This window comes from Natroniella acetigena (genome assembly GCF_023227745.1).
GTDB lineage: Bacteria > Bacillota > Halanaerobiia > Halobacteroidales > Halobacteroidaceae > Natroniella > Natroniella acetigena.
This window is the reverse complement of sequence record NZ_JALKBX010000056.1, coordinates 1-18,158: the sequence shown is the minus strand read 5'-3', so window position 1 is coordinate 18,158 and position 18,158 is coordinate 1. Positions and strand designations below refer to the sequence as shown.

Here is an 18,158-nt window from a genome sequence, read left to right as displayed (position 1 = left end):
TTATTGTAGATTGTCTTCACAATACTAGGCGATACTTTTCATATCGCAACAGATCACACCATAATTGTAATATTATTCATCAATCAAGCCATAATAATGGACACCCAACCCAGAAATCTCATGATCAATATCTAACCCTGGAATTCCTATCTTCCCATGCATTGCCACAGCTAAATGGACACCCTTCTTAACAATTCCAATCTTAATTCCTGCTCCAGAAATACCACTCATTGACCCATTAAGTGCTACTAGAGCACGCTCAACACATCTAGTCAAGACCCTGCGATCTTGAATTCCTTCATTGATCACATCCCCTTTTACAGCAGCCCCTAGAGAATTTCGTAACACCTTATTTTTAAATTGCTCCCCTTTACCACCAGCCCTTGTGATAACAACCTTATAACCTGCTGAAATAAAAGTCTCAACCAACTGATCATCATGCTGATCATCTACCATAGCTAAAACTGTTGCAATCTTACCTATTGTTCTTTCTCCATCCACTTTAATAATATCTTCTACTGAAAAATCACTTAATTCCATTTATATTCACCCCAGCTCAAGACTTATTTTTAATTACCCGCTTAATTATTACTGCATCATCTGTTATCAAACGATGTCCTCTTTTCACTAAGTCTAATGTACTCTCACTCTTGCCAATCCCACTACTTCCTTTAATCAAGACCCCAACCCCATAAACTTCAACTCAAACTCCATCTCTCTTCTAATAATTCTGATGGTAATTCATTTAAAAAGGAAATTTCCGTTCTCCCTAAAATTTGAATCCTTTTCTACGCAAAGTGCTCAAAGAAAACAACTAACTCTATTCCTGGTCTTTTAATATCACTTAAGGTTACTTGATTTTCAATGGAAGTTTAGTTTAACTGTGTCAACTGACAGAGTCAAAATCCTCGTTCCCCGAATGCAACACTACTTACAGATTCCCTTTGTATCATTTTTCCCCCTTACTACAACTAATATTAATTAACAATCTATATTTACTAGCTTTTCTATATTTTTTAATAATCAGACATTTAATTCTATAATTAACTTTAGATTAAATAGCCCACTCCTTCCTAACCAATTTCTTGATATTAGACAAAAATCCTGCAATAAAAACCAAAAAAATAACACTAAACGACAAGATAAAAGAGCCAATTAAGGCTCTTTTATTATAATACTCTCTTTAATTTTGGATTATCAGTCTGTCCAGGAATCCTACCTCTTTTAGCTACTGGTTGACCAGCAATCTCTTTTAAATCCATCGTCATATTAATTCCTTTAGCTCCTGAAATATAGCTACCAACACCAAAACCATCTACTCCTAACTCTGCCAACTCCTCAATTCTTGAAGGATTCAATCCACCAGATACAAAGATATCAACATCATCATGTCCCACTTGATCTAGCCGAGCTCTAACTTCCTTTACTAACCCAGTAGTCACTCCACCACGTTCGGAAGCAGTATCTAATCTAATTCCATCTAAATCACCCTCTAACTCTTCAGCAATTCTTAGTGCTTCAACCGCTTCATCCTGAAAGGTATCAACTAAAATAATTCGTGGTGCATCTTCAGGCATAAATTCATGATATGCTTGAGCTACCTCTAAAGTATCACCAACTGTTAAGATTAAGGCATGAGGCACTGTACCGGATGGTTCTGTTTCTCCAAGTTTGGCCCCTAAGATACAACTAGCCCCATCTGCTCCACCAACTAAAGCAGCACGCTCCATTACTGGAGCAACAGCAGGATGTAAATGACGAGCCCCAAAACATAACATCGAATTATCTCCAGCTGCCTCCTTACATTCTTTAGCAGCAGTAGCCCAACCACTTGAACTGGATAAAGTACCTAACATAGCTGTTTCAAAGATTCCAAAATCACTATAAGCTCCTTCGATCCTCATTACAACCTCTTTTTTTTCTATATCCATTCCTTCTTCTAAGGCCCAAACTTTAACATCCTTTTGCTGTAATAAATTTAAAGCCTCATCAATTCCAGCTAAAACTCCAGCATTATTAGCAAAAATTTCAGCTACAACCTGAGTCTCAGACTGTTCTAACTTGTCCAAGATTTCTCTTGTCTTAATAAAATAAATATCAGTCGTTGCTCCTGCTTCTATTTCTTGATGCGTAGCAGAAAAAAGATTTCTATTGTCATTTATTTTTAATTGTTTAACATCATTTAAGTTACTGAGTTCTTTAAAGTCCATTAGCCATTTTCCTCCCTGCTTCAAATTACTACTTTACTGTTATTATTTCCAAACCACATTAAATTTACTATTTTAACTGATATAAAGTGGCACTTTGCCACTTTATATCAGTGTACAGTTTACAATTGACAATTGACAGTTAAAACCCTAAATTCAAAACCACTCTAAACCCATAGAGATAAGGCTTTTCAAAGATCTTATAATTTTGAGCTTAATTGTAAACTATTCACTGTACACTGTCAACTCAATATAGTGGCACTTTCGTGCCACTATATTGTAACCAATCACTATTTCCGTAAAATATCAGAACTGATATCCGCAACACTATTACATCCAGTCAAAATCATTGCCTTCTTTAATTCAGTCGTTAAATTATCCAGCAACAACTTAAATCCTTCTTTACCGCCACCAAAAGCAGCAATAATCAACGGTCTAGCAACTAAAACTGCATTTGCTCCTAAAGCCAATGCCTTCAACACATCAACCCCTGCTCTAATTCCACCATCAACCAAAATCGTTGCTTCATCTCCTACTTCCGCAGCTATCTCTGGTAAAACTTCAGCTGTACCAGATGTTGTATCCAATACTCGCCCTCCATGATTAGAAACAACAATCGTCTCAACTCCAGCATCTACAGCCAGTCTAGCTTCATCAGCAGTCATAATCCCTTTTAAGATCAATGGCAATTCAGTACTACCAACCAGCTCTTCTAGCTCTTCTTTACTCTTAGGGCCAACAGGTTGATTCTTCAACGCCATGGTGATTAAGCCAGCTCCATCAACATCAATTCCTACCGCTTTACTACCAGCATCTTCTGCCATCTTAATCCTCTTTTTAATCTCATCCTGTCCACGCGGCTTAATAATTGGAATTCCAAAGCCATCACAAGCTTGAATAGCATCCACTCCTATATCATAAACTGTTGGATCACCACTATCTCCTGTCATAGCAATCGTACCAAACTCCTTACTACCTTCTACTACTATCTTAGTGTATTCCTCCTCTGATACAGCGCCCCCCATATTGTACTGACTACCAGTTACTGGAGCCTTGAGAATAGGAGTAGATAACTCCTCCTCTAAGATAGTGACACTTGTATCGGGATCATCTGCTTGATGTAAAGTCCGCAACTTTAATTTATAGTCTTGCCAAGCTGCCAAATTAGCTTGAAAAGAAGAACCAGTTCCTGCACCTCCCATGCCAGGAACCTCTCCTTTACAAGCTCTCCCATCACATACAGAACAGACCCGACAATAACCTTCCATTCTTTCCCTAGCTTTTTGATAGATCTCTTCTAACTCCATTTTTTAACCCCCTTTGAAATAGTTATCAGTAATCAGACATCAGTGATCAGTAAGTTCAAAAAATTTTAAGGAATTTGTTTTTATGGCTTTACTGATTCCTAATTCCTGACACTGACACAATTTGTTATAGTATAAACTTCTCAATAACTTGAGCAACCCCTTCTTCATTATTCGATCCAGTAATATAATTCGCTTCTTCTTTAATCTCGTCTTTAGCATTTCCGACTGCTACTCCCAACCCAGCATACTCTATCATCTCTAAATCATTATAACTATCACCAATTGCTATAACCTCTTCTGCTTTAATTCCTAATTCTGTAGACCTATTGGCCAAAGTAGTCCCTTTGCAGACCTGTTGACCCATAATCTCTATAAAGTTTACTTTGGAGGTTGTTATCGTTAATAAATCACCAAATTTAGCAGTTAACTCAGCAAGGACTTCTTCTAACTTAGCTCGATCATCTTCAATAATTAATAATTTAGTCGAAGGTCGATCTAAAAAATCGGCTGCACCTTCAGTAATTAAGATCGGTTTAATCCCTGCTACCTCTTCATAATAATCAGCTTCAGCACCTGCTTTATTGACATATAATAGATCATCTAAGTAAAAATTAATATGTAGATCATACTCTTGAGCAACTTCAGTAACCTCCCGGGCCAACTCAACAGAAATAGGCTGATGGTATAAAGTTTGATTATCACCCACCCTTTTAACTAAAGCTCCATTATAAGTAATCAATTCATGCTTTAAACCTAGCAACTTAGCATACGGCAAAGCAGAAGAATGCATCCGACCAGTAGCAATTACTACTCTAACGCCTCCATCTTGTGCCTCTTTAATCGCCTCAACTGTCCGCTCAGAAATCTGTAAATCATCTGCTAACAAAGTATCATCTAAATCTATAGCCACTAATTTATAATCCATTCCTATCCCTTTCCTCTCTTCTTCAGCAATTAACAACCTCAATCATTTTTGCTTCATATTTTTCTGCTCTATAATTACCAAGCTTTCTAGCTAAGATAAAAGTCAATCCAAATAGTAAAAATCCTAACAAAATCCTAATTGACTCTGCCTCAATCCCTAAAGCCCCCCCTAATAAATAGCCAGCTATCAAGCCTATTATGGGAGCCAAATAGACCACTAGTGCAGCACTTAATAGGTCACTTTCTTTAAGTTCTAATACAACCATATCTCCCTTTACAGCTGATAAACTGTTATTAATCACTAATATCATACTATTTCTTTCATCACATTTACCACATTTACCACATGACGAATGTCTTCTAACCTCCACTTTTACCTTCTGTCCAGAATCAACAGTCTCCACAACCTGAGCATATTGCTTCACCTTTCTTCCCCCTTACTTATTAAACTTAAAGACGACTTCTAATAACTCCTCAATAATTTCATCTCCATCTCCAATTGCAATTGCATTCTGGACACATCCATGAGCATGTTTTTCTAAAATCGTCTTCCCTACTTTATTTAAAGCACCTTTAACAGCAGCAATTTGTACCAAAACATCAGCACAGTATTTATCGTCTTCGATCATCCTTTGCAACCCACGCACCTGACCTTCTATTCGTTTTAATCTATTCACTAAGTCTTCCTTTTTATCTTTATAAGAACTCATTTAATCCATCCTCCTTCCTTTTTTAGAAAAAAGATTCTTACTATTGATTATACAATATTTTTAACTAAATTCAAAATATTTATTTTAATTTAAAAAAACCATCCCTCAATTACAATTAAGGGATGGTTTTTTATTCATTATTTAACTTACCTTATATCCTTGTTCTGCAACTAGTGCTTTCAATTTTTCTAAATCAGTCTGGCTCTCATCAAATTCAATCTCAACTTTCTCTGCTTCTAGATCAACTACTACTTCTTTAACACCAGCTGCATCAGCTAAAGCTGATTCCACAGCATTCTTACAATGACCACAAGACATACCTTTAACTGTAAATACTTCTTTCATTTTAAGTCCCCCTTGCTTTTTAATATACCCCTATATGGTATATTGTCAGAATACCAAAATTTCTAACTATTGTCAAGTTTGAAATGACCTTTGGTCATAATCTAAAGCTAAGTTTGAGTTTAAGGTTAAGTAAAATTAAAAACAATCTATTTTTAAAGCATAATTTCCTAGATAAGGATGAAAATTTAAAAGTTCAACTATATTGATATAAAGTGGCACTTTGCCACTTTATATCAATGTACAGTTTACAGTTGATATGGTTTCTATGGTTTTCACGAAAGGTCTTGACAAAGACCTGTAGGGACGGTTAACAGTGGATAGAAAAAATCTAAGAGCGGATTTTTTCATCACGAAGGGTTTAAAGAACCCGAAGGAAAACCATTAAAATCTTAAATCAAAATCACTCTAAACCTGCGAACATAAGGCATTTCAGAGATCTTAATTTTTTAAGGTTTTGATCTTAACCGTAAACTGTTCACTGTACACTGTCAACTCAATAATGTGGCACAAAAGTGCCACATTATTGTAATTTATTCATAAAAAAAGACAACCATCATCATGGCTGCCGTTAAAGAATTACTTAATAAAAGTTACCACCCTATAATATTGTAGCCGTTTTAAGAAATAATATACAAATTATTTAAAATTTAGCTTAACTAATTATAATATTCCATTGAATTAATAATACTCTTTAAGTCCTGAACTGAATATTTTCGTTCTACATCACAAGTTGGGCATTCCAAACTTGCCTCAGTATCTTGGGCCAACTCCGAAATATCCTCCTTCAATCGCAAATGATGATTACAGCCTTTAATACAAGGATAATTGACATATCTACCTGCTGCGAATTTATTCTTCATCTCTTCACCCTTTCTTGTATAAATTTAAGTTTAAGGCTAAGGTTGAGGCTAAGCCAGCCACTAAAAGCATTGCAGTTTACTCTTACTTAAACTAAGAATCGAACTTAAACTCAATTACTAATATAAGTTTTAAGTACTGGCAAAAAATTAACTAAATTTTAATTCTTTAAATAAATTATAAAACATCATCCTTGAATTGTCAAACTATTCACTCATGTAAATAATATCAGTGTGTGTAATAAGTGTCAGTTAAAGTCAAAAACTTTAAAAAATAATGCCAAAAATCATCTTAAGTTAACATGTATAACTCAAATTAAAGATTTCAACATTAAATTACTGAAGATACTGACCAAGATCGCCCCTGAAACTGCTGCTAAAAAGTTAGCCACAATAAAACCTGGTACTAGCCACGCAGTTAATAATAACATTCCTCCATTGATTAGCACTAAAAACAGACCAAAACTCAAAATCGTCAATGGCAAAGTAAACAAAGTCAAAATTGGTTTAATAAACGTATTAACCAACCCTAATATTAAGGCAGCCCAAAAACCTGCTCCTAAGCTAATAATTTCAATTCCAGGTATCAGTTGGGCCGTTAAGATCAGGGCCAACATCGAAATAAATAATCCAATAATCCTCTTCATCATATTTCCTCCCTTAACCTAAGGTCGAAGATGGTGTTGCAAATAATCTTTAATCCCTGTAGCTAAATTATTACTAATCCCTTTAACGTTAACCAACTCCTCTACAGAAGCTGTCTTAATCTTCTCTAACGAGCCAAAATGCTGTAATAAAGCCTTCCGCCGCTTAGGGCCAATCCCTGGAATATCATCTAACATTGAATGGGTTAATCTTCGTCCTCTTAACTTACGATGATAACTGACTGCAAAACGATGTGCCTCATCCCGCACCCGTTGTAATAAATATAATCCCGCAGAATTTCTAGACAATCTAACAGCTTCCTCTTTACCAGGTACAAAGACCTCTTCTTCCCTCTTAGCTAAGCTGATAATCTGCTGTCCTTTTTGACCTAACTCATCCAAAACCTTTAGTGCTGAATTCAATTGTCCTTTTCCACCATCGATCAAGATCAAATCTGGAAATTCTCTTCCTTCTTCCACTAATCGAGAATATCTCCGCTGTACAACCTCATTCATCGCTGCAAAGTCATCTTGGCCCTGTACAGTCTTAATCTTAAAGCGGCGATAACCCTTCTTATATGGTTGACCATTCTGAAAAGAAACTAAAGAAGCCACTGTATCTGTCCCCTGCAAATTAGAGATATCAAACCCTTCAATCCTAACAGGTGGCTGCTTAAGCCCTAACTCCTGCTGTAACTGTTTAACTCCCTTATCTAACTGCTGAGAACTAAACTTCTCCTTAAAGCGATATTCTTTCAAATTATACCGGGCATTACGGGCTGCCAGATCGACCAACCTTTTTTTCTGACCCTGCTGGGGAACCTTGACCTCTAACTTAGCACCTTTCTTATGCTGTAACCACTCCTCAATTACTGGCAAGTCATCAATCATAAATTCCAATAAGATCTCTTCAGGAATATAATAAACCTGATCATAATACTGCTGTAAAAAAGCAGTCACCACTTCTATGAAATCATTACTATCGGCAAAAATAAAGTCTTCTTTCCCAATCAATCTACCACTTCTCACAATTAATAATTGTAAACAGATGTCATTATCCTCAGTTGCTAGAGCAATTATATCCTGATTGACCAACTTCTCTGCTACAACCTTCTGCTTTTGAGTGACCTTATTGATTGCTTTGATCTGATCTCTCAACTTAGCAGCAGTTTCAAATTCTAAACCTTTTGCTGCTTGCTCCATCTTAACCTCTAACTGCTCTACTAAATTTTCTTCTTTCCCTTCCAAAATCATAATCACTTGAGCGATTAATTCATTATATTCAGTCTGACTAATTTCGTTAATACAGGGAGCATGGCACTTCTCAATATGATAATTCAAACAAGCTCGTTCTTCTTTATCAGTTGTTAAATCACGCTTACAATCCCGCAGAGAAAATAGATCAGCTACCAATTCTAAGAGATCATTGACTGCCTTAACATCTGTATAAGGACCAAAGTAGCGTGATCCATCATTCTTGACGATTCGCGTTTTATAAACTCGAGGGTAAACTTCAACTATCGTCACCTTGATATAGGGATAAGTCTTATCATCCTTAAGCTGAATGTTAAACTTCGGGTTATACTTCTTAATCAAATTATTCTCTAAAATTAAGGCTTCTACTTCAGTATCGGTCACAATATACTCAAAATCAGCAATCCTATCGACCAATACTTTAGTCTTAAATCTCTGCTTACTAGACTGCCAATAAGACTTAACCCGCTTCCGCAATGACTTAGCCTTTCCCACATAAATAATTTGGCACGTCTGATCCTTCATCAAATAAACCCCAGGCTCACAAGGTAAATTCTTAGCTTTAACCTTTAAGTTGATCTTAATCACTCCTCGGTAAAACATTTAATATTTAATATCTAATATTGAATAATTGAAGTTCACAAAAACCATACAATAAATATTTATAAGACTAACTTAAAAATACTTAAATTAATTCTTCATTTTTCTCGTTTTTTACTTCTAATTGATTTTTAACTATTAAATATTCAATGCTTTTATCTATTCAATGTTCAATATTAATTATTCAATGCTTTTAAAGGATTTCCTGTAAAAACTGTCCTGTATAAGACCCTTCAGATTCTGCAACCTCCTCTGGAGTACCAGTAGTAACCACTTCTCCTCCATAATCTCCACCTTCTGGTCCTAAATCAATAATATAATCAGCACTCTTAATCACATCTAAATTATGCTCAATTACCAATACAGTATTGCCACCTTCTTTTAAGCGTTGTAAAACCTGCAATAACTTATTGACATCCTCAAAATGGAGTCCGGTCGTCGGTTCATCCAAAATATAGATTGTACTTCCTGTACTCCTCTTACTCAACTCCGTTGCTAACTTGACCCGCTGTGCTTCTCCTCCAGATAGAGTAGTCGATGGTTGTCCCAATCTAATATAACCTAATCCAACATCATATAAGGTCTGCAATCTCCGTTTGATCTTAGGAATATTTGCAAAGAACTCCAAAGCCTCCTCAACTGTCATCTCCAAGACATCAGCAATCGTCTCTCCCTTATAATCAACCTCTAATGTCTCACGATTATAACGCTGACCATCACAGACTTCACACGGGACATAAACATCAGCTAAAAAGTGCATTTCAATCTTGATGATTCCATCACCTTTACAGCCTTCACACCGTCCTCCTTTGACATTAAAACTGAATCGCCCCTTCTTGTAACCTCTCTCCTGGGCCAACTGCGTCTTAGCAAAGACATCACGAATATGATCGAAGACTTTAGTATAAGTTGCTGGATTAGAGCGTGGAGTTCGACCAATCGGCGATTGATCAATATTAATTACCTTATCTAAATACTCCATCCCTAATACTTGATCATGCTCACCTGGTCTCTTCTTAGAACTATAAAACTCTTTCATCAACCTCCGATTCAAGATTTCATTAACCAGCGTACTCTTTCCTGAACCTGAAACTCCAGTGACACAGGTAAAGGTTCCTAAAGGTATCTTGACATCGAGCTCCTTCAAATTATTCTGCCGAGCACCTGTAACCTCTAGATACTTCCCGTTAGGTTCTATTCTATCAACTGGCACCTTAATCTCCTTCTCTCCTGACAAATACTGCCCAGTCAAAGACTCTTCTGTTGTAATAATATCATCAACCTTACCTTGAGCAACTACCTCTCCACCATGTCTACCGGCCTTAGGGCCAATATCAACAACATGATCAGCAGCCCTGATCGTCTCTTCATCATGCTCAACAACTAAGACTGTATTACCCAGCTCCCTTAACTCCTGCAATGTATTGATTAAACGTTGATTATCCCGCTGATGAAGACCAATACTTGGCTCATCTAAAATATAAATTACCCCTACTAAACTGGAACCAATCTGCGTTGCTAATCTAATTCGCTGTGCTTCTCCACCAGATAATGTACCAGCAGGCCGATCCAAGGTTAGATAAACCAATCCTACATTGAGCAAGAATCTCAACCGCTCCCTAATCTCCTTCAAGATCTCAGTCCCAATAATCTGCTCTCGCTTACTGAGCTCTAACTGATCAAAGAAGTCATACGCCTCTTCAATTGACATCCTACTTACCTCGGCAATCGACTTCCCACCTACCGTTATAGCTAAACTTTTACGATTCAGACGGGCTCCCGTACACTCTGGGCAGCGACCAATACTCATATACGACTCCAACTTCTTTCTTTTCCGCTTCGACTTACTCTCTCTAAACTTCCTATTAAAGACCTCTAATAACCCTTCAAATCTCTTCTGATGTAACCTGGTTCTACCCTTACGATTTGTATATTCAAATTCAACTGGATTACTATCACCAGACAATAAAACATCAATAAATCCTTGCTCAACCTCTTTTAATGGTCGGTGGCGATCAACCCCATACTTATCGGCTACTGCAGCAACCATCTGCGGGTAATACCTACTCCTTGATTTCTGCCATGGAATAATCGCTCCTCCTGCCAATGATAGTTCATGATCAAGAATTAAATCAGGATCAAATTCCCGCTTAACACCTAAACCATCACAGGTAGAACAAGCTCCATAAGGACTATTAAAAGAAAACATCCGTGGGGATAACTCTTCTAAACTGATCCCACAATCTGGACAGGCAAAACTCTCACTGAATAATAACTCCTCCCCATCTATCAGATCAATAAGTACCAATCCCTCAGCTAACTCCAGTGCTGTCTCCAAGGAATCTGCCAGTCTAGACTTAATTCCCTCCTTCATAATCAACCGATCAACTACTACCTCAATCCAGTGCTTATAATTCTTATCCAGTTCAATCTCTTCACTGATATCTCTAATCTCTCCATCAACCCTAACTCGCACAAATCCATCCCGTTTAATCTGGGCCAACAGATCCTTATACTCCCCTTTTCTTCCTCGCACAACCGGGGCCAACACCTGAAACTTAGTTCTCTCCTTCAACTCCAAAATTTGATCAACAATCTCCTGTACCGTTTGCGATGAGATCTGTTGGCCACATTCAGGACAGTGAGGAGTACCAATCCGAGCATACAATAACCTTAAGTAATCGTGAATCTCCGTTACCGTTCCCACTGTAGAACGAGGATTCTTGCTGGTAGTCTTCTGATCAATCGAAATCGAAGGAGATAACCCTTCAATATACTCTACTTTAGGCTTTTCCATCTGACCTAAAAACTGTCGAGCATAAGCAGATAGAGATTCGACATATCTACGTTGGCCCTCAGCATAAATAGTATCAAAAGCTAAGGACGATTTACCTGAACCACTTAAACCAGTAATTACAACCAACTTATCCCTTGGAATTTCAAGATCTATATTCTTTAGATTATTCTCATGAGCACCTTGAATGATAATCTTATCTTTAGCCATTTTTACCACCTCTATATTTTAATTATTACTTCTATACGTATTATATCAGTAATGATTACTAATTACAAATAAGAGTTGATAAAAAAAGATAGCCCCTCAAGGACTATCCGACAAAATTTATTCTATTTCTAAAATTTCTTTGATTTCTTCTCTAATCTCTTTACTATGACAACTTCTATTGTGTTTAATCTCCATCTTCTCTAAACCTTGTAACCCACGATGAATCTCTAATCCAGTTAGCTCTTCTAACTCTTTTAAGATTTTAAATTCGTTCTCTTCTTCTATATCCTGTAAAGATTCCAAGACTGCCTTACTGAATTTATAAGGATTAGCAGTTGAATCAATTACAGCTACAATATTATCTCCTACTTCTTTTTGATACTCTTGATAAGCTTTAACTCCTACTGCTGTATGAGTATCTAATGTATAATCAAATTTATTAAAGACTTGAGTAATTGTCTTTTGTGTCTCTTCTTCTGTAGCATATTCTCCTACAAAAAGATCATTAATAGCTATTTTAGTATCTTCATCAATTGCAAATTTACCCTCTTCATTTAAGCTTTCATAATAACTATTAATCTTATCAGCATCATGACCAGTCATTTCAAACAAGAATCTTTCTAAATTAGAAGAGATTAGAATATCCATTGAAGGACTAATAGTCTGTTTAAAATCACGATTAATATCATAAATACCCGTTTTAAAGAAATCAGTCAAGACTTTATTATCATTAGATGCACAGATAAATTTATTAACAGGTAGTCCCATTTGGTAAGCATAATAAGCTGCTAAAATATTCCCAAAGTTACCTGTTGGAACAGAAATATTAATCTTATCTCCTTCTTTAATCTCTCCATCACGTAATAAGTAAGCATAAGTAGCAAAGTAATAGATAATCTGTGGTAATAATCTTCCCCAGTTAATTGAATTAGCTGATGAAAATTGGTAACCATTCTTAGAAATCAACTCTTTAAAGTGATCATCACCAAATATATCCTTAACTACACTCTGACAATCATCAAAGTTACCCTCTACTGCTATAACTTCAGTATTATTTCCTCCTGTTGTTAGCATTTGGCGCTCTTGTACTTCACTAACACCACCTTGAGGATAGAATACAACAATTTTAACCCCTTCTACATCCTTAAACCCTTCTAAAGCAGCCTTCCCAGTATCACCAGAAGTAGCTACTAAAATTAAGATCTCTTTATCAAGCTTAACCTTAGCCAAAGCTTTAATTAATAGATGTGGCATTAACTGTAATGCCATATCCTTAAAAGCAGCAGTTGGCCCATGCCATAGTTCTAAAATATATAATTTGTCATCTAATTTAATAATTGGTGCTATATCCGCATGGTCAAAGTTAGTATCGTTATAAGCTGATCTAATTACATCCTTTAATTCTTCATCTGTATAATCTGTTAAATACCTTTCTAATATTTTATAAGCTATGTTTTGATAACTATCCTCCTTCATCCTATAAATCTCTTCTTGAGAAAAAGTCGGTACTTTCTCAGGTACAAATAAACCTCCTGTTGGAACCATCCCTAATCTAATTGCTTCTGCAGCACTCACTTGTTCATAGTTGGCCCGTGTACTAATATAGTTCATCTACTCCATCCTTTCTACTCTAGTTTGAACTATTATATCAAACTTAAGCAAAATTTTAAACTTTAACTTATATTAAGTTTAAAGAGAAAGAAAGATCTAAAAAAACAGATAGAACCTTGCTAAAAAATATCTTTAAATGAATATTTTATTTTACCTCACAAATAATATAATTGATATAAATAAAATATAAGGAGTGGTTTTTTTGGCAGATAGAATCCCAGGTATTCAAGAGCTAACAGACGGAAAAGTTAGTATTCACCAAACTGTTCAAGAAATGTATGAAAAAATTAATAAAGATGGTTTAAGTAATGTCTTTGATAGGTTTGATCCTCAAGATAAAATTAGATGTGGTTATTGTAGCGATGGAGTTAGTTGTCAGTTATGTACTAATGGTCCTTGTCGTATCTCAGAGAAGGCAGGAGCAGATCTTGGAACTTGTGGAATTGATCCTGATGCCATAGCAATGAGAGATATGCTTCTTAGAAATATTATGGGGACAAGTACTTATACTCATCATGCTTATAATGCTTTTCGTACCTTAAAATCAACTGCAGAAGGGAAGACTCCTTTCGAAATTACTGATGAGAACAAGTTAAACTGGTTAGCAGAAAGCGTTGGCATTAATACTGAACAAAGTAAAGAAAAAATTGCTATCCAATTAGCAGACTTTTTAATGAATCAATTGAGCAGTAATTATGATCAACCTCCAAAAATGGTAGAAATATTTGCTCCAGAACCTCGTAAAGAGATTTGGCGTGATTTGGCCATCTATCCTGCTGGAGTAATGCATGAAATTAAAGATGCAACAGCTAGTTGTTTAACTAATGTAGATGGCGATCACATCTCAATGGCCAAAAAAGCATTGCGAGCTGGAATTGCTACTATTTATGGAGCTCAATTAGGATTAGAGATGGTACAAGATATTTTATTTGGTACTCCTACTCCTCATGAAGTAGATACAGATATGGGGATTTTAGATCCTGACTATGTTAATATTATGTTTAACGGACATGAACCTTGGACTGGAATAGCAACTATTTATGCTGCTCGCAATCCTGAAATCCAAGAAAAGGCCAAAAAAGTAGGTGCTAAAGGAATTAGAGTTATTGGTTCAATTGAGACTGGTCAAGAGATTTTACAACGTTTTGAAATAGATGATGTCTTTAGAGGATTAATTGGAAATTGGTTAGCTATTGAACCTGTTTTAGCTACTGGTGCAGTAGATATCTTTGCTATGGATGAAAACTGCTCTCCACCAAATTTAAAACCATATGAAGATAAATACCAAGTTAAGTTAGTCTCAGTTAATGATTTAGTTAGAATTCCTAATGTAGAGGAAAATTATGATTATAAACCAACTGAAGTAGAAAATACAGCACATAAATTAATTGATATGGGCATTGAAAACTTTAAAGAACGAAAAGAAAAAATAGAAGCACACGTTCCAAATAGAGTCCAAAAAGCTATCTCAGGTTTCTCAACTGAAGCAATTTTAGAAGCATTAGGAGGGGAACTTGACCCTTTAGTAGATGTTATTAAAGAAGGAAATATCAAAGGAATAGTTGCTCTTGTAAATTGCACTACTTTAGCTAATGGCCCTCATGACTATATGACTGTAAATCTTGCTAAAGAGTTAATTAAACGTAATATTTTAATTATTAGTGGTGGTTGTGGTAATCATGGTTTAGAAGTAGCTGGTTTAGCAGATTTAGAGGCAATTAAAGAAGCTGGAGAAGGTTTACAAGCAGTCTGTAATCAACTAAATATCCCTCCTGTTCTTAGTTTTGGAACTTGTACTGATACAGGAAGAATCTCTATGTTAGTTACGGAATTGGCCAATTTCCTAGAAGTAGATACTTCACAACTTCCAGTTGCAGTAACTGCTCCACAATATCTAGAACAAAAAGCTACAATAGATGCTATGTTTGCTTTAGCCTATGGTTTATATACTCACCTATCACCTACCCCACCAGTTGCTGGTGGAGAAAGATTGACTAAGTTTTTAACTGAAGATTTAGAAAAGATTACCGGGGGAAAAGTAGCTTTAGGAAATAATCCAGTTGAAGCTGCAGATGAAATTGAAGAACATATTAATAAAAAGAGAGAAGAACTTGGAATATAAAGCTCCAAATATATTGGCCAACCTTAAAAAAGGTTGGCTTTAATAATAAAATTATTATTTTCTCTCTCCATCAATTCCAACAGTTATAACTTCAACTTCTAAATTAGAACCTGTTTGTGCTATAGCTTGCTCGACTAATCTAGTCAAACCACCACAACAAGGAACTTCCATCCTAGCTACTGTAATACTATTCAAATCATTATTTGTAATTATTGCCTTCAACTTATTTAAATATGCATTTCCATCGTCAAGCTTAGGGCAAGCAATGGCTAATGCCTTACCTTGAAGCATCTCTTGATGATAGTTAGCATTAGCAAAAGGTACACAATCTGCTGTAATTAATAAGTCAGCTTCTTTAAAATATGGAGCTGTTGGCGGTAATAGATGTAATTGAATTGGCCATTGTTCTAACTCTGATTCTATCTTTCTCTTTTTAGTGTTACTCTCTTTATTCTTATCCTTTTTAATCGTTCTCATCCTACTACCAGGACAACCCCCTGTTGGCATTTTCAGATCATTATCTTCTTCATGTTCTTTTTGGGCTTTTAGCATCTCTTCAACTGCTTCTTCACCCCTAGTACTTTTAACATGATCTGCTGTTGCTTCTAAATCAAACTCTTCTGCTTCTCTCTTTTCAATCTTTAAAGCTCCCGTTGGACATTCACCAATACAATCTCCAAAGCCATCACAAAATGATTCATTTACAAGCTTTGCCTTCCCATCTACTATCTGTAACGCTCCTTCATGACAACCTACTACACATTCTCCACAACCATTACATTTATCCTTATCAATTGTGATAATATCTCTCTTTCTCATTTTTAACTCCCCCTCTTTGTTAATTGATAATTTATAATTGATAATTGATAATTAAATTTAGAACATAAAATCAAAATATTAATCTTTGTTATATGCTGATTAAATTATATATTGATTTATCTTTTTAATCTATGATATATATCACAGATAAATAAAAAAAACCCTTGAAATCAAATTCCAAGGGGCGAAGCAAAATTATATTATTTAAGCTAAAAACATATCAATATCTTCTTCAACTTCTCCAATACCAGCAATTCCAAACTTATCTACTAATACATTAGCTACATTTTCTGATAAGAAAGCAGGTAACGTTGGCCCTAAGTGAATATCCTTATAATTTTTTATTCTTACGGAATAAATAAATCTTATAATTTATCCAAAAATTAAAATAAAGAACAAAAAACCAGATCCAAGCTCCATACCAGTCTGCATATAGTCTAAGTCCTAGATTATGAAAAAAGTTATCTAACCCTGCCCCTAAAAAAGCATATAAAGCAATATATAGATACGATATCCAATGGGATTCTTCTCTAGGAAGAGCCCATAAAAAGATAATAATTGTAGCAAACCAAGCAATTCCAATAAAAACAGGGATACCTAGCATTATATAAGGCTCAGCCTCTATATACTCCCAAGCATTTATTAAATCACTAAAAATTAATAAAATAACACCAGTAATTATTGCACCTAAAATGCCATGTGGTAATAAATATTTATAGCTCTTTCGATCAACAAGTAGCAACGATAAAATCAACATAATTAAAGCCCATAATGGATATATTGGAGAAGATTGAACTAAAATATCTTCTAACATTTTATCACCTCATAACTTATTATGGCTTTTCCTAATTATTTATAAACATAATTCAATCTTCTATCAATAATTTCAAACTTTGTAGTTAATAATAAACTCAAATAATATATTTGGCCAATTTCTAATATTAGAAATTGGCCAACAGCAACTTAATTTAATTTTTCTAATCCTTTTAAATCCTTAATAATAACCTTTTGTCGAGCAGTATCAATTAAGCCTTGATCTTTAAAGTTATTTAAAATTCGAGAGACAGTCTCTCTTGAGCTACCAATTAAATTGGCCAACTCCTGTTGACTAATCGATAGTTCAAGCTCTATCTCTTGATTAGCACTTCCATACTCAGAAGCTAGATAAATTAATATATTGGTCGTTCTAGTCTCTGTATTATGTAAGCCTAAATTCTCTACCATCTTTTGTGCTCTTCTTAAGCGTTTACTCATAATCTTTAATAATTCCAAAGAAAGTTTAGGAATCTTTTTAATCAAATTTTCCATATCATCCTTACTTATTACTCCAACTATTGAATCTTTTAATACTATTGCTGTAGCAGGATAATCAGCCTCATCAAAGATAATTACTTCTGCAAAGATGCTACCTGATTTTAAAATAGTAAGAATCTGTTCTTCTCCACTCTCTTTCATCTTAACTAACTTAATCTTGCCCTTTTCTAGCATAAATAAAGCATTACCTGCTTCACCTTCAAAAAAGATAATCTCTCCTTTTTTGTATTCTTTAGTTCTTACTACCTTTGCAACTTCTGCTAACTCTTTATCTGTCAGCTGAGAAAAATAATCATAGTTTCTTAAACTATCAATCCTCATTTTCCCTACCTCCTTACTATAGATTATAGCATATAATCTTAATGTGAACCTCTCCACCTAAATCAGAAACAAGATTTAGATGGAGCTTCTCCTACGAGTGGAAAAACCATTTCACTCTT

At 35.2% G+C, this 18,158-nt stretch carries 16 protein-coding genes and 2 pseudogenes; 1 reads left to right on the top strand and 17 read right to left on the bottom strand.

What is annotated here, in order from left to right:
* Nucleotides 1–72: 72 nt before the first annotated feature.
* The 13 genes and pseudogenes from MWH25_RS10710 to thrC form a co-directional block, all read right to left on the bottom strand.
* The gene (locus tag MWH25_RS10710; RefSeq protein ID WP_248627645.1) at nt 73–540 is read right to left on the bottom strand and encodes a HutP family protein; all 468 of its coding nucleotides are present in this window, start codon (nt 538–540) and stop codon (nt 73–75) included.
* Between the two features lie 34 nt (nt 541–574).
* Nucleotides 575–854: pseudogene (locus MWH25_RS13250) on the bottom strand (HPr(Ser) kinase/phosphatase); the annotation flags it as partial.
* 315 nt (nt 855–1,169) lie between these two features.
* Nucleotides 1,170–2,210, bottom strand: a complete 1,041-nt coding sequence (locus MWH25_RS10700; protein WP_248627643.1) for a nicotinate phosphoribosyltransferase — start codon at nt 2,208–2,210, stop codon at nt 1,170–1,172.
* A gap of 287 nt (nt 2,211–2,497) precedes the next feature.
* Complete coding sequence (locus MWH25_RS10695) at nt 2,498–3,514, bottom strand: alpha-hydroxy-acid oxidizing protein (RefSeq protein ID WP_248627642.1); 1,017 nt, start codon at nt 3,512–3,514, stop codon at nt 2,498–2,500.
* 124 nt (nt 3,515–3,638) lie between these two features.
* Nucleotides 3,639–4,481 (bottom strand): Cof-type HAD-IIB family hydrolase, encoded by an 843-nt coding sequence (locus MWH25_RS10690; RefSeq protein WP_248627641.1) that lies wholly within the window; start codon nt 4,479–4,481, stop codon nt 3,639–3,641.
* The gene (locus MWH25_RS10685) at nt 4,462–4,863 is read right to left on the bottom strand and encodes a SoxR reducing system RseC family protein (protein WP_248627640.1); all 402 of its coding nucleotides are present in this window, start codon (nt 4,861–4,863) and stop codon (nt 4,462–4,464) included. The genes MWH25_RS10690 and MWH25_RS10685 overlap by 20 nt, the downstream gene beginning before the upstream one ends.
* A gap of 12 nt (nt 4,864–4,875) precedes the next feature.
* Nucleotides 4,876–5,148 (bottom strand): metal-sensitive transcriptional regulator, encoded by a 273-nt coding sequence (locus MWH25_RS10680; protein ID WP_248627639.1) that lies wholly within the window; start codon nt 5,146–5,148, stop codon nt 4,876–4,878.
* Between the two features lie 141 nt (nt 5,149–5,289).
* The gene (locus tag MWH25_RS10675) at nt 5,290–5,493 is read right to left on the bottom strand and encodes a cation transporter (RefSeq protein ID WP_248627638.1); all 204 of its coding nucleotides are present in this window, start codon (nt 5,491–5,493) and stop codon (nt 5,290–5,292) included.
* A 656-nt stretch (nt 5,494–6,149) separates the two neighbouring features.
* Entirely contained in the window at nt 6,150–6,353 is a 204-nt protein-coding gene (locus MWH25_RS10670) for a hypothetical protein (protein WP_248627637.1), read from the bottom strand.
* Between the two features lie 308 nt (nt 6,354–6,661).
* Nucleotides 6,662–6,997: a phage holin family protein gene (locus MWH25_RS10665; protein WP_248627636.1), complete on the bottom strand. Its 336-nt coding sequence runs from the start codon at nt 6,995–6,997 to the stop codon at nt 6,662–6,664.
* Nucleotides 6,998–7,015: 18 nt separating this feature from the next.
* On the bottom strand, nt 7,016–8,851 hold the full coding sequence (uvrC, locus tag MWH25_RS10660) for an excinuclease ABC subunit UvrC (RefSeq protein WP_282706949.1): 1,836 nt from the start codon (nt 8,849–8,851) through the stop codon (nt 7,016–7,018).
* A gap of 190 nt (nt 8,852–9,041) precedes the next feature.
* Nucleotides 9,042–11,852: an excinuclease ABC subunit UvrA gene (gene uvrA, locus MWH25_RS10655; protein WP_248627634.1), complete on the bottom strand. Its 2,811-nt coding sequence runs from the start codon at nt 11,850–11,852 to the stop codon at nt 9,042–9,044.
* A 117-nt stretch (nt 11,853–11,969) separates the two neighbouring features.
* Nucleotides 11,970–13,463, bottom strand: coding sequence for a threonine synthase (gene thrC, locus MWH25_RS10650; protein ID WP_248627633.1), 1,494 nt, complete (start codon nt 13,461–13,463; stop codon nt 11,970–11,972).
* Nucleotides 13,464–13,665: 202 nt separating this feature from the next.
* Between thrC and cooS the strand changes: the two genes are divergently transcribed.
* On the top strand, nt 13,666–15,585 hold the full coding sequence (gene cooS / locus MWH25_RS10645; protein WP_248627632.1) for an anaerobic carbon-monoxide dehydrogenase catalytic subunit: 1,920 nt from the start codon (nt 13,666–13,668) through the stop codon (nt 15,583–15,585).
* Nucleotides 15,586–15,639: 54 nt separating this feature from the next.
* Here the strand turns inward: cooS and MWH25_RS10640 are convergent, their stop codons facing one another.
* The 4 genes and pseudogenes from MWH25_RS10640 to MWH25_RS10625 form a co-directional block, all read right to left on the bottom strand.
* Nucleotides 15,640–16,404 carry an ATP-binding protein gene (locus tag MWH25_RS10640; protein ID WP_248627631.1) on the bottom strand — a complete coding sequence of 255 codons (765 nt, stop codon included), beginning with the start codon at nt 16,402–16,404 and terminating at the stop codon, nt 15,640–15,642.
* A gap of 204 nt (nt 16,405–16,608) precedes the next feature.
* Nucleotides 16,609–16,737, bottom strand: a pseudogene (locus MWH25_RS10635) (hypothetical protein); the annotation flags it as partial.
* Nucleotides 16,736–17,218, bottom strand: coding sequence for a hypothetical protein (locus MWH25_RS10630; RefSeq protein ID WP_248627630.1), 483 nt, complete (start codon nt 17,216–17,218; stop codon nt 16,736–16,738). The gene MWH25_RS10630 and the pseudogene MWH25_RS10635, both read right to left, overlap by 2 nt.
* Before the next feature lie 149 nt (nt 17,219–17,367).
* The gene (locus MWH25_RS10625; RefSeq protein WP_248627629.1) at nt 17,368–18,039 is read right to left on the bottom strand and encodes a Crp/Fnr family transcriptional regulator; all 672 of its coding nucleotides are present in this window, start codon (nt 18,037–18,039) and stop codon (nt 17,368–17,370) included.
* Nucleotides 18,040–18,158 lie beyond the last annotated feature (119 nt).

Excerpts from the sequence above, each read along its gene's own strand:
- MWH25_RS10710 (WP_248627645.1), bottom strand. The coding sequence starts at position 540 with ATGGAATTAAGTGATTTTTCAGTAGAAGATATTATTAAAGTGGATGGA.
- MWH25_RS10700 (WP_248627643.1), bottom strand. The coding sequence starts at position 2,210 with ATGGACTTTAAAGAACTCAGTAACTTAAATGATGTTAAACAATTAAAA.
- MWH25_RS10695 (WP_248627642.1), bottom strand. The coding sequence starts at position 3,514 with ATGGAGTTAGAAGAGATCTATCAAAAAGCTAGGGAAAGAATGGAAGGT.
- MWH25_RS10680 (WP_248627639.1), bottom strand. The coding sequence starts at position 5,148 with ATGAGTTCTTATAAAGATAAAAAGGAAGACTTAGTGAATAGATTAAAA.
- MWH25_RS10675 (WP_248627638.1), bottom strand. The coding sequence starts at position 5,493 with ATGAAAGAAGTATTTACAGTTAAAGGTATGTCTTGTGGTCATTGTAAG.
- MWH25_RS10670 (WP_248627637.1), bottom strand. The coding sequence starts at position 6,353 with ATGAAGAATAAATTCGCAGCAGGTAGATATGTCAATTATCCTTGTATT.
- MWH25_RS10665 (WP_248627636.1), bottom strand. The coding sequence starts at position 6,997 with ATGAAGAGGATTATTGGATTATTTATTTCGATGTTGGCCCTGATCTTA.
- uvrC (WP_282706949.1), bottom strand. The coding sequence starts at position 8,851 with ATGTTTTACCGAGGAGTGATTAAGATCAACTTAAAGGTTAAAGCTAAG.
- uvrA (WP_248627634.1), bottom strand. The coding sequence starts at position 11,852 with ATGGCTAAAGATAAGATTATCATTCAAGGTGCTCATGAGAATAATCTA.
- thrC (WP_248627633.1), bottom strand. The coding sequence starts at position 13,463 with ATGAACTATATTAGTACACGGGCCAACTATGAACAAGTGAGTGCTGCA.
- MWH25_RS10640 (WP_248627631.1), bottom strand. The coding sequence starts at position 16,404 with ATGAGAAAGAGAGATATTATCACAATTGATAAGGATAAATGTAATGGT.
- MWH25_RS10630 (WP_248627630.1), bottom strand. The coding sequence starts at position 17,218 with ATGTTAGAAGATATTTTAGTTCAATCTTCTCCAATATATCCATTATGG.
- MWH25_RS10625 (WP_248627629.1), bottom strand. The coding sequence starts at position 18,039 with ATGAGGATTGATAGTTTAAGAAACTATGATTATTTTTCTCAGCTGACA.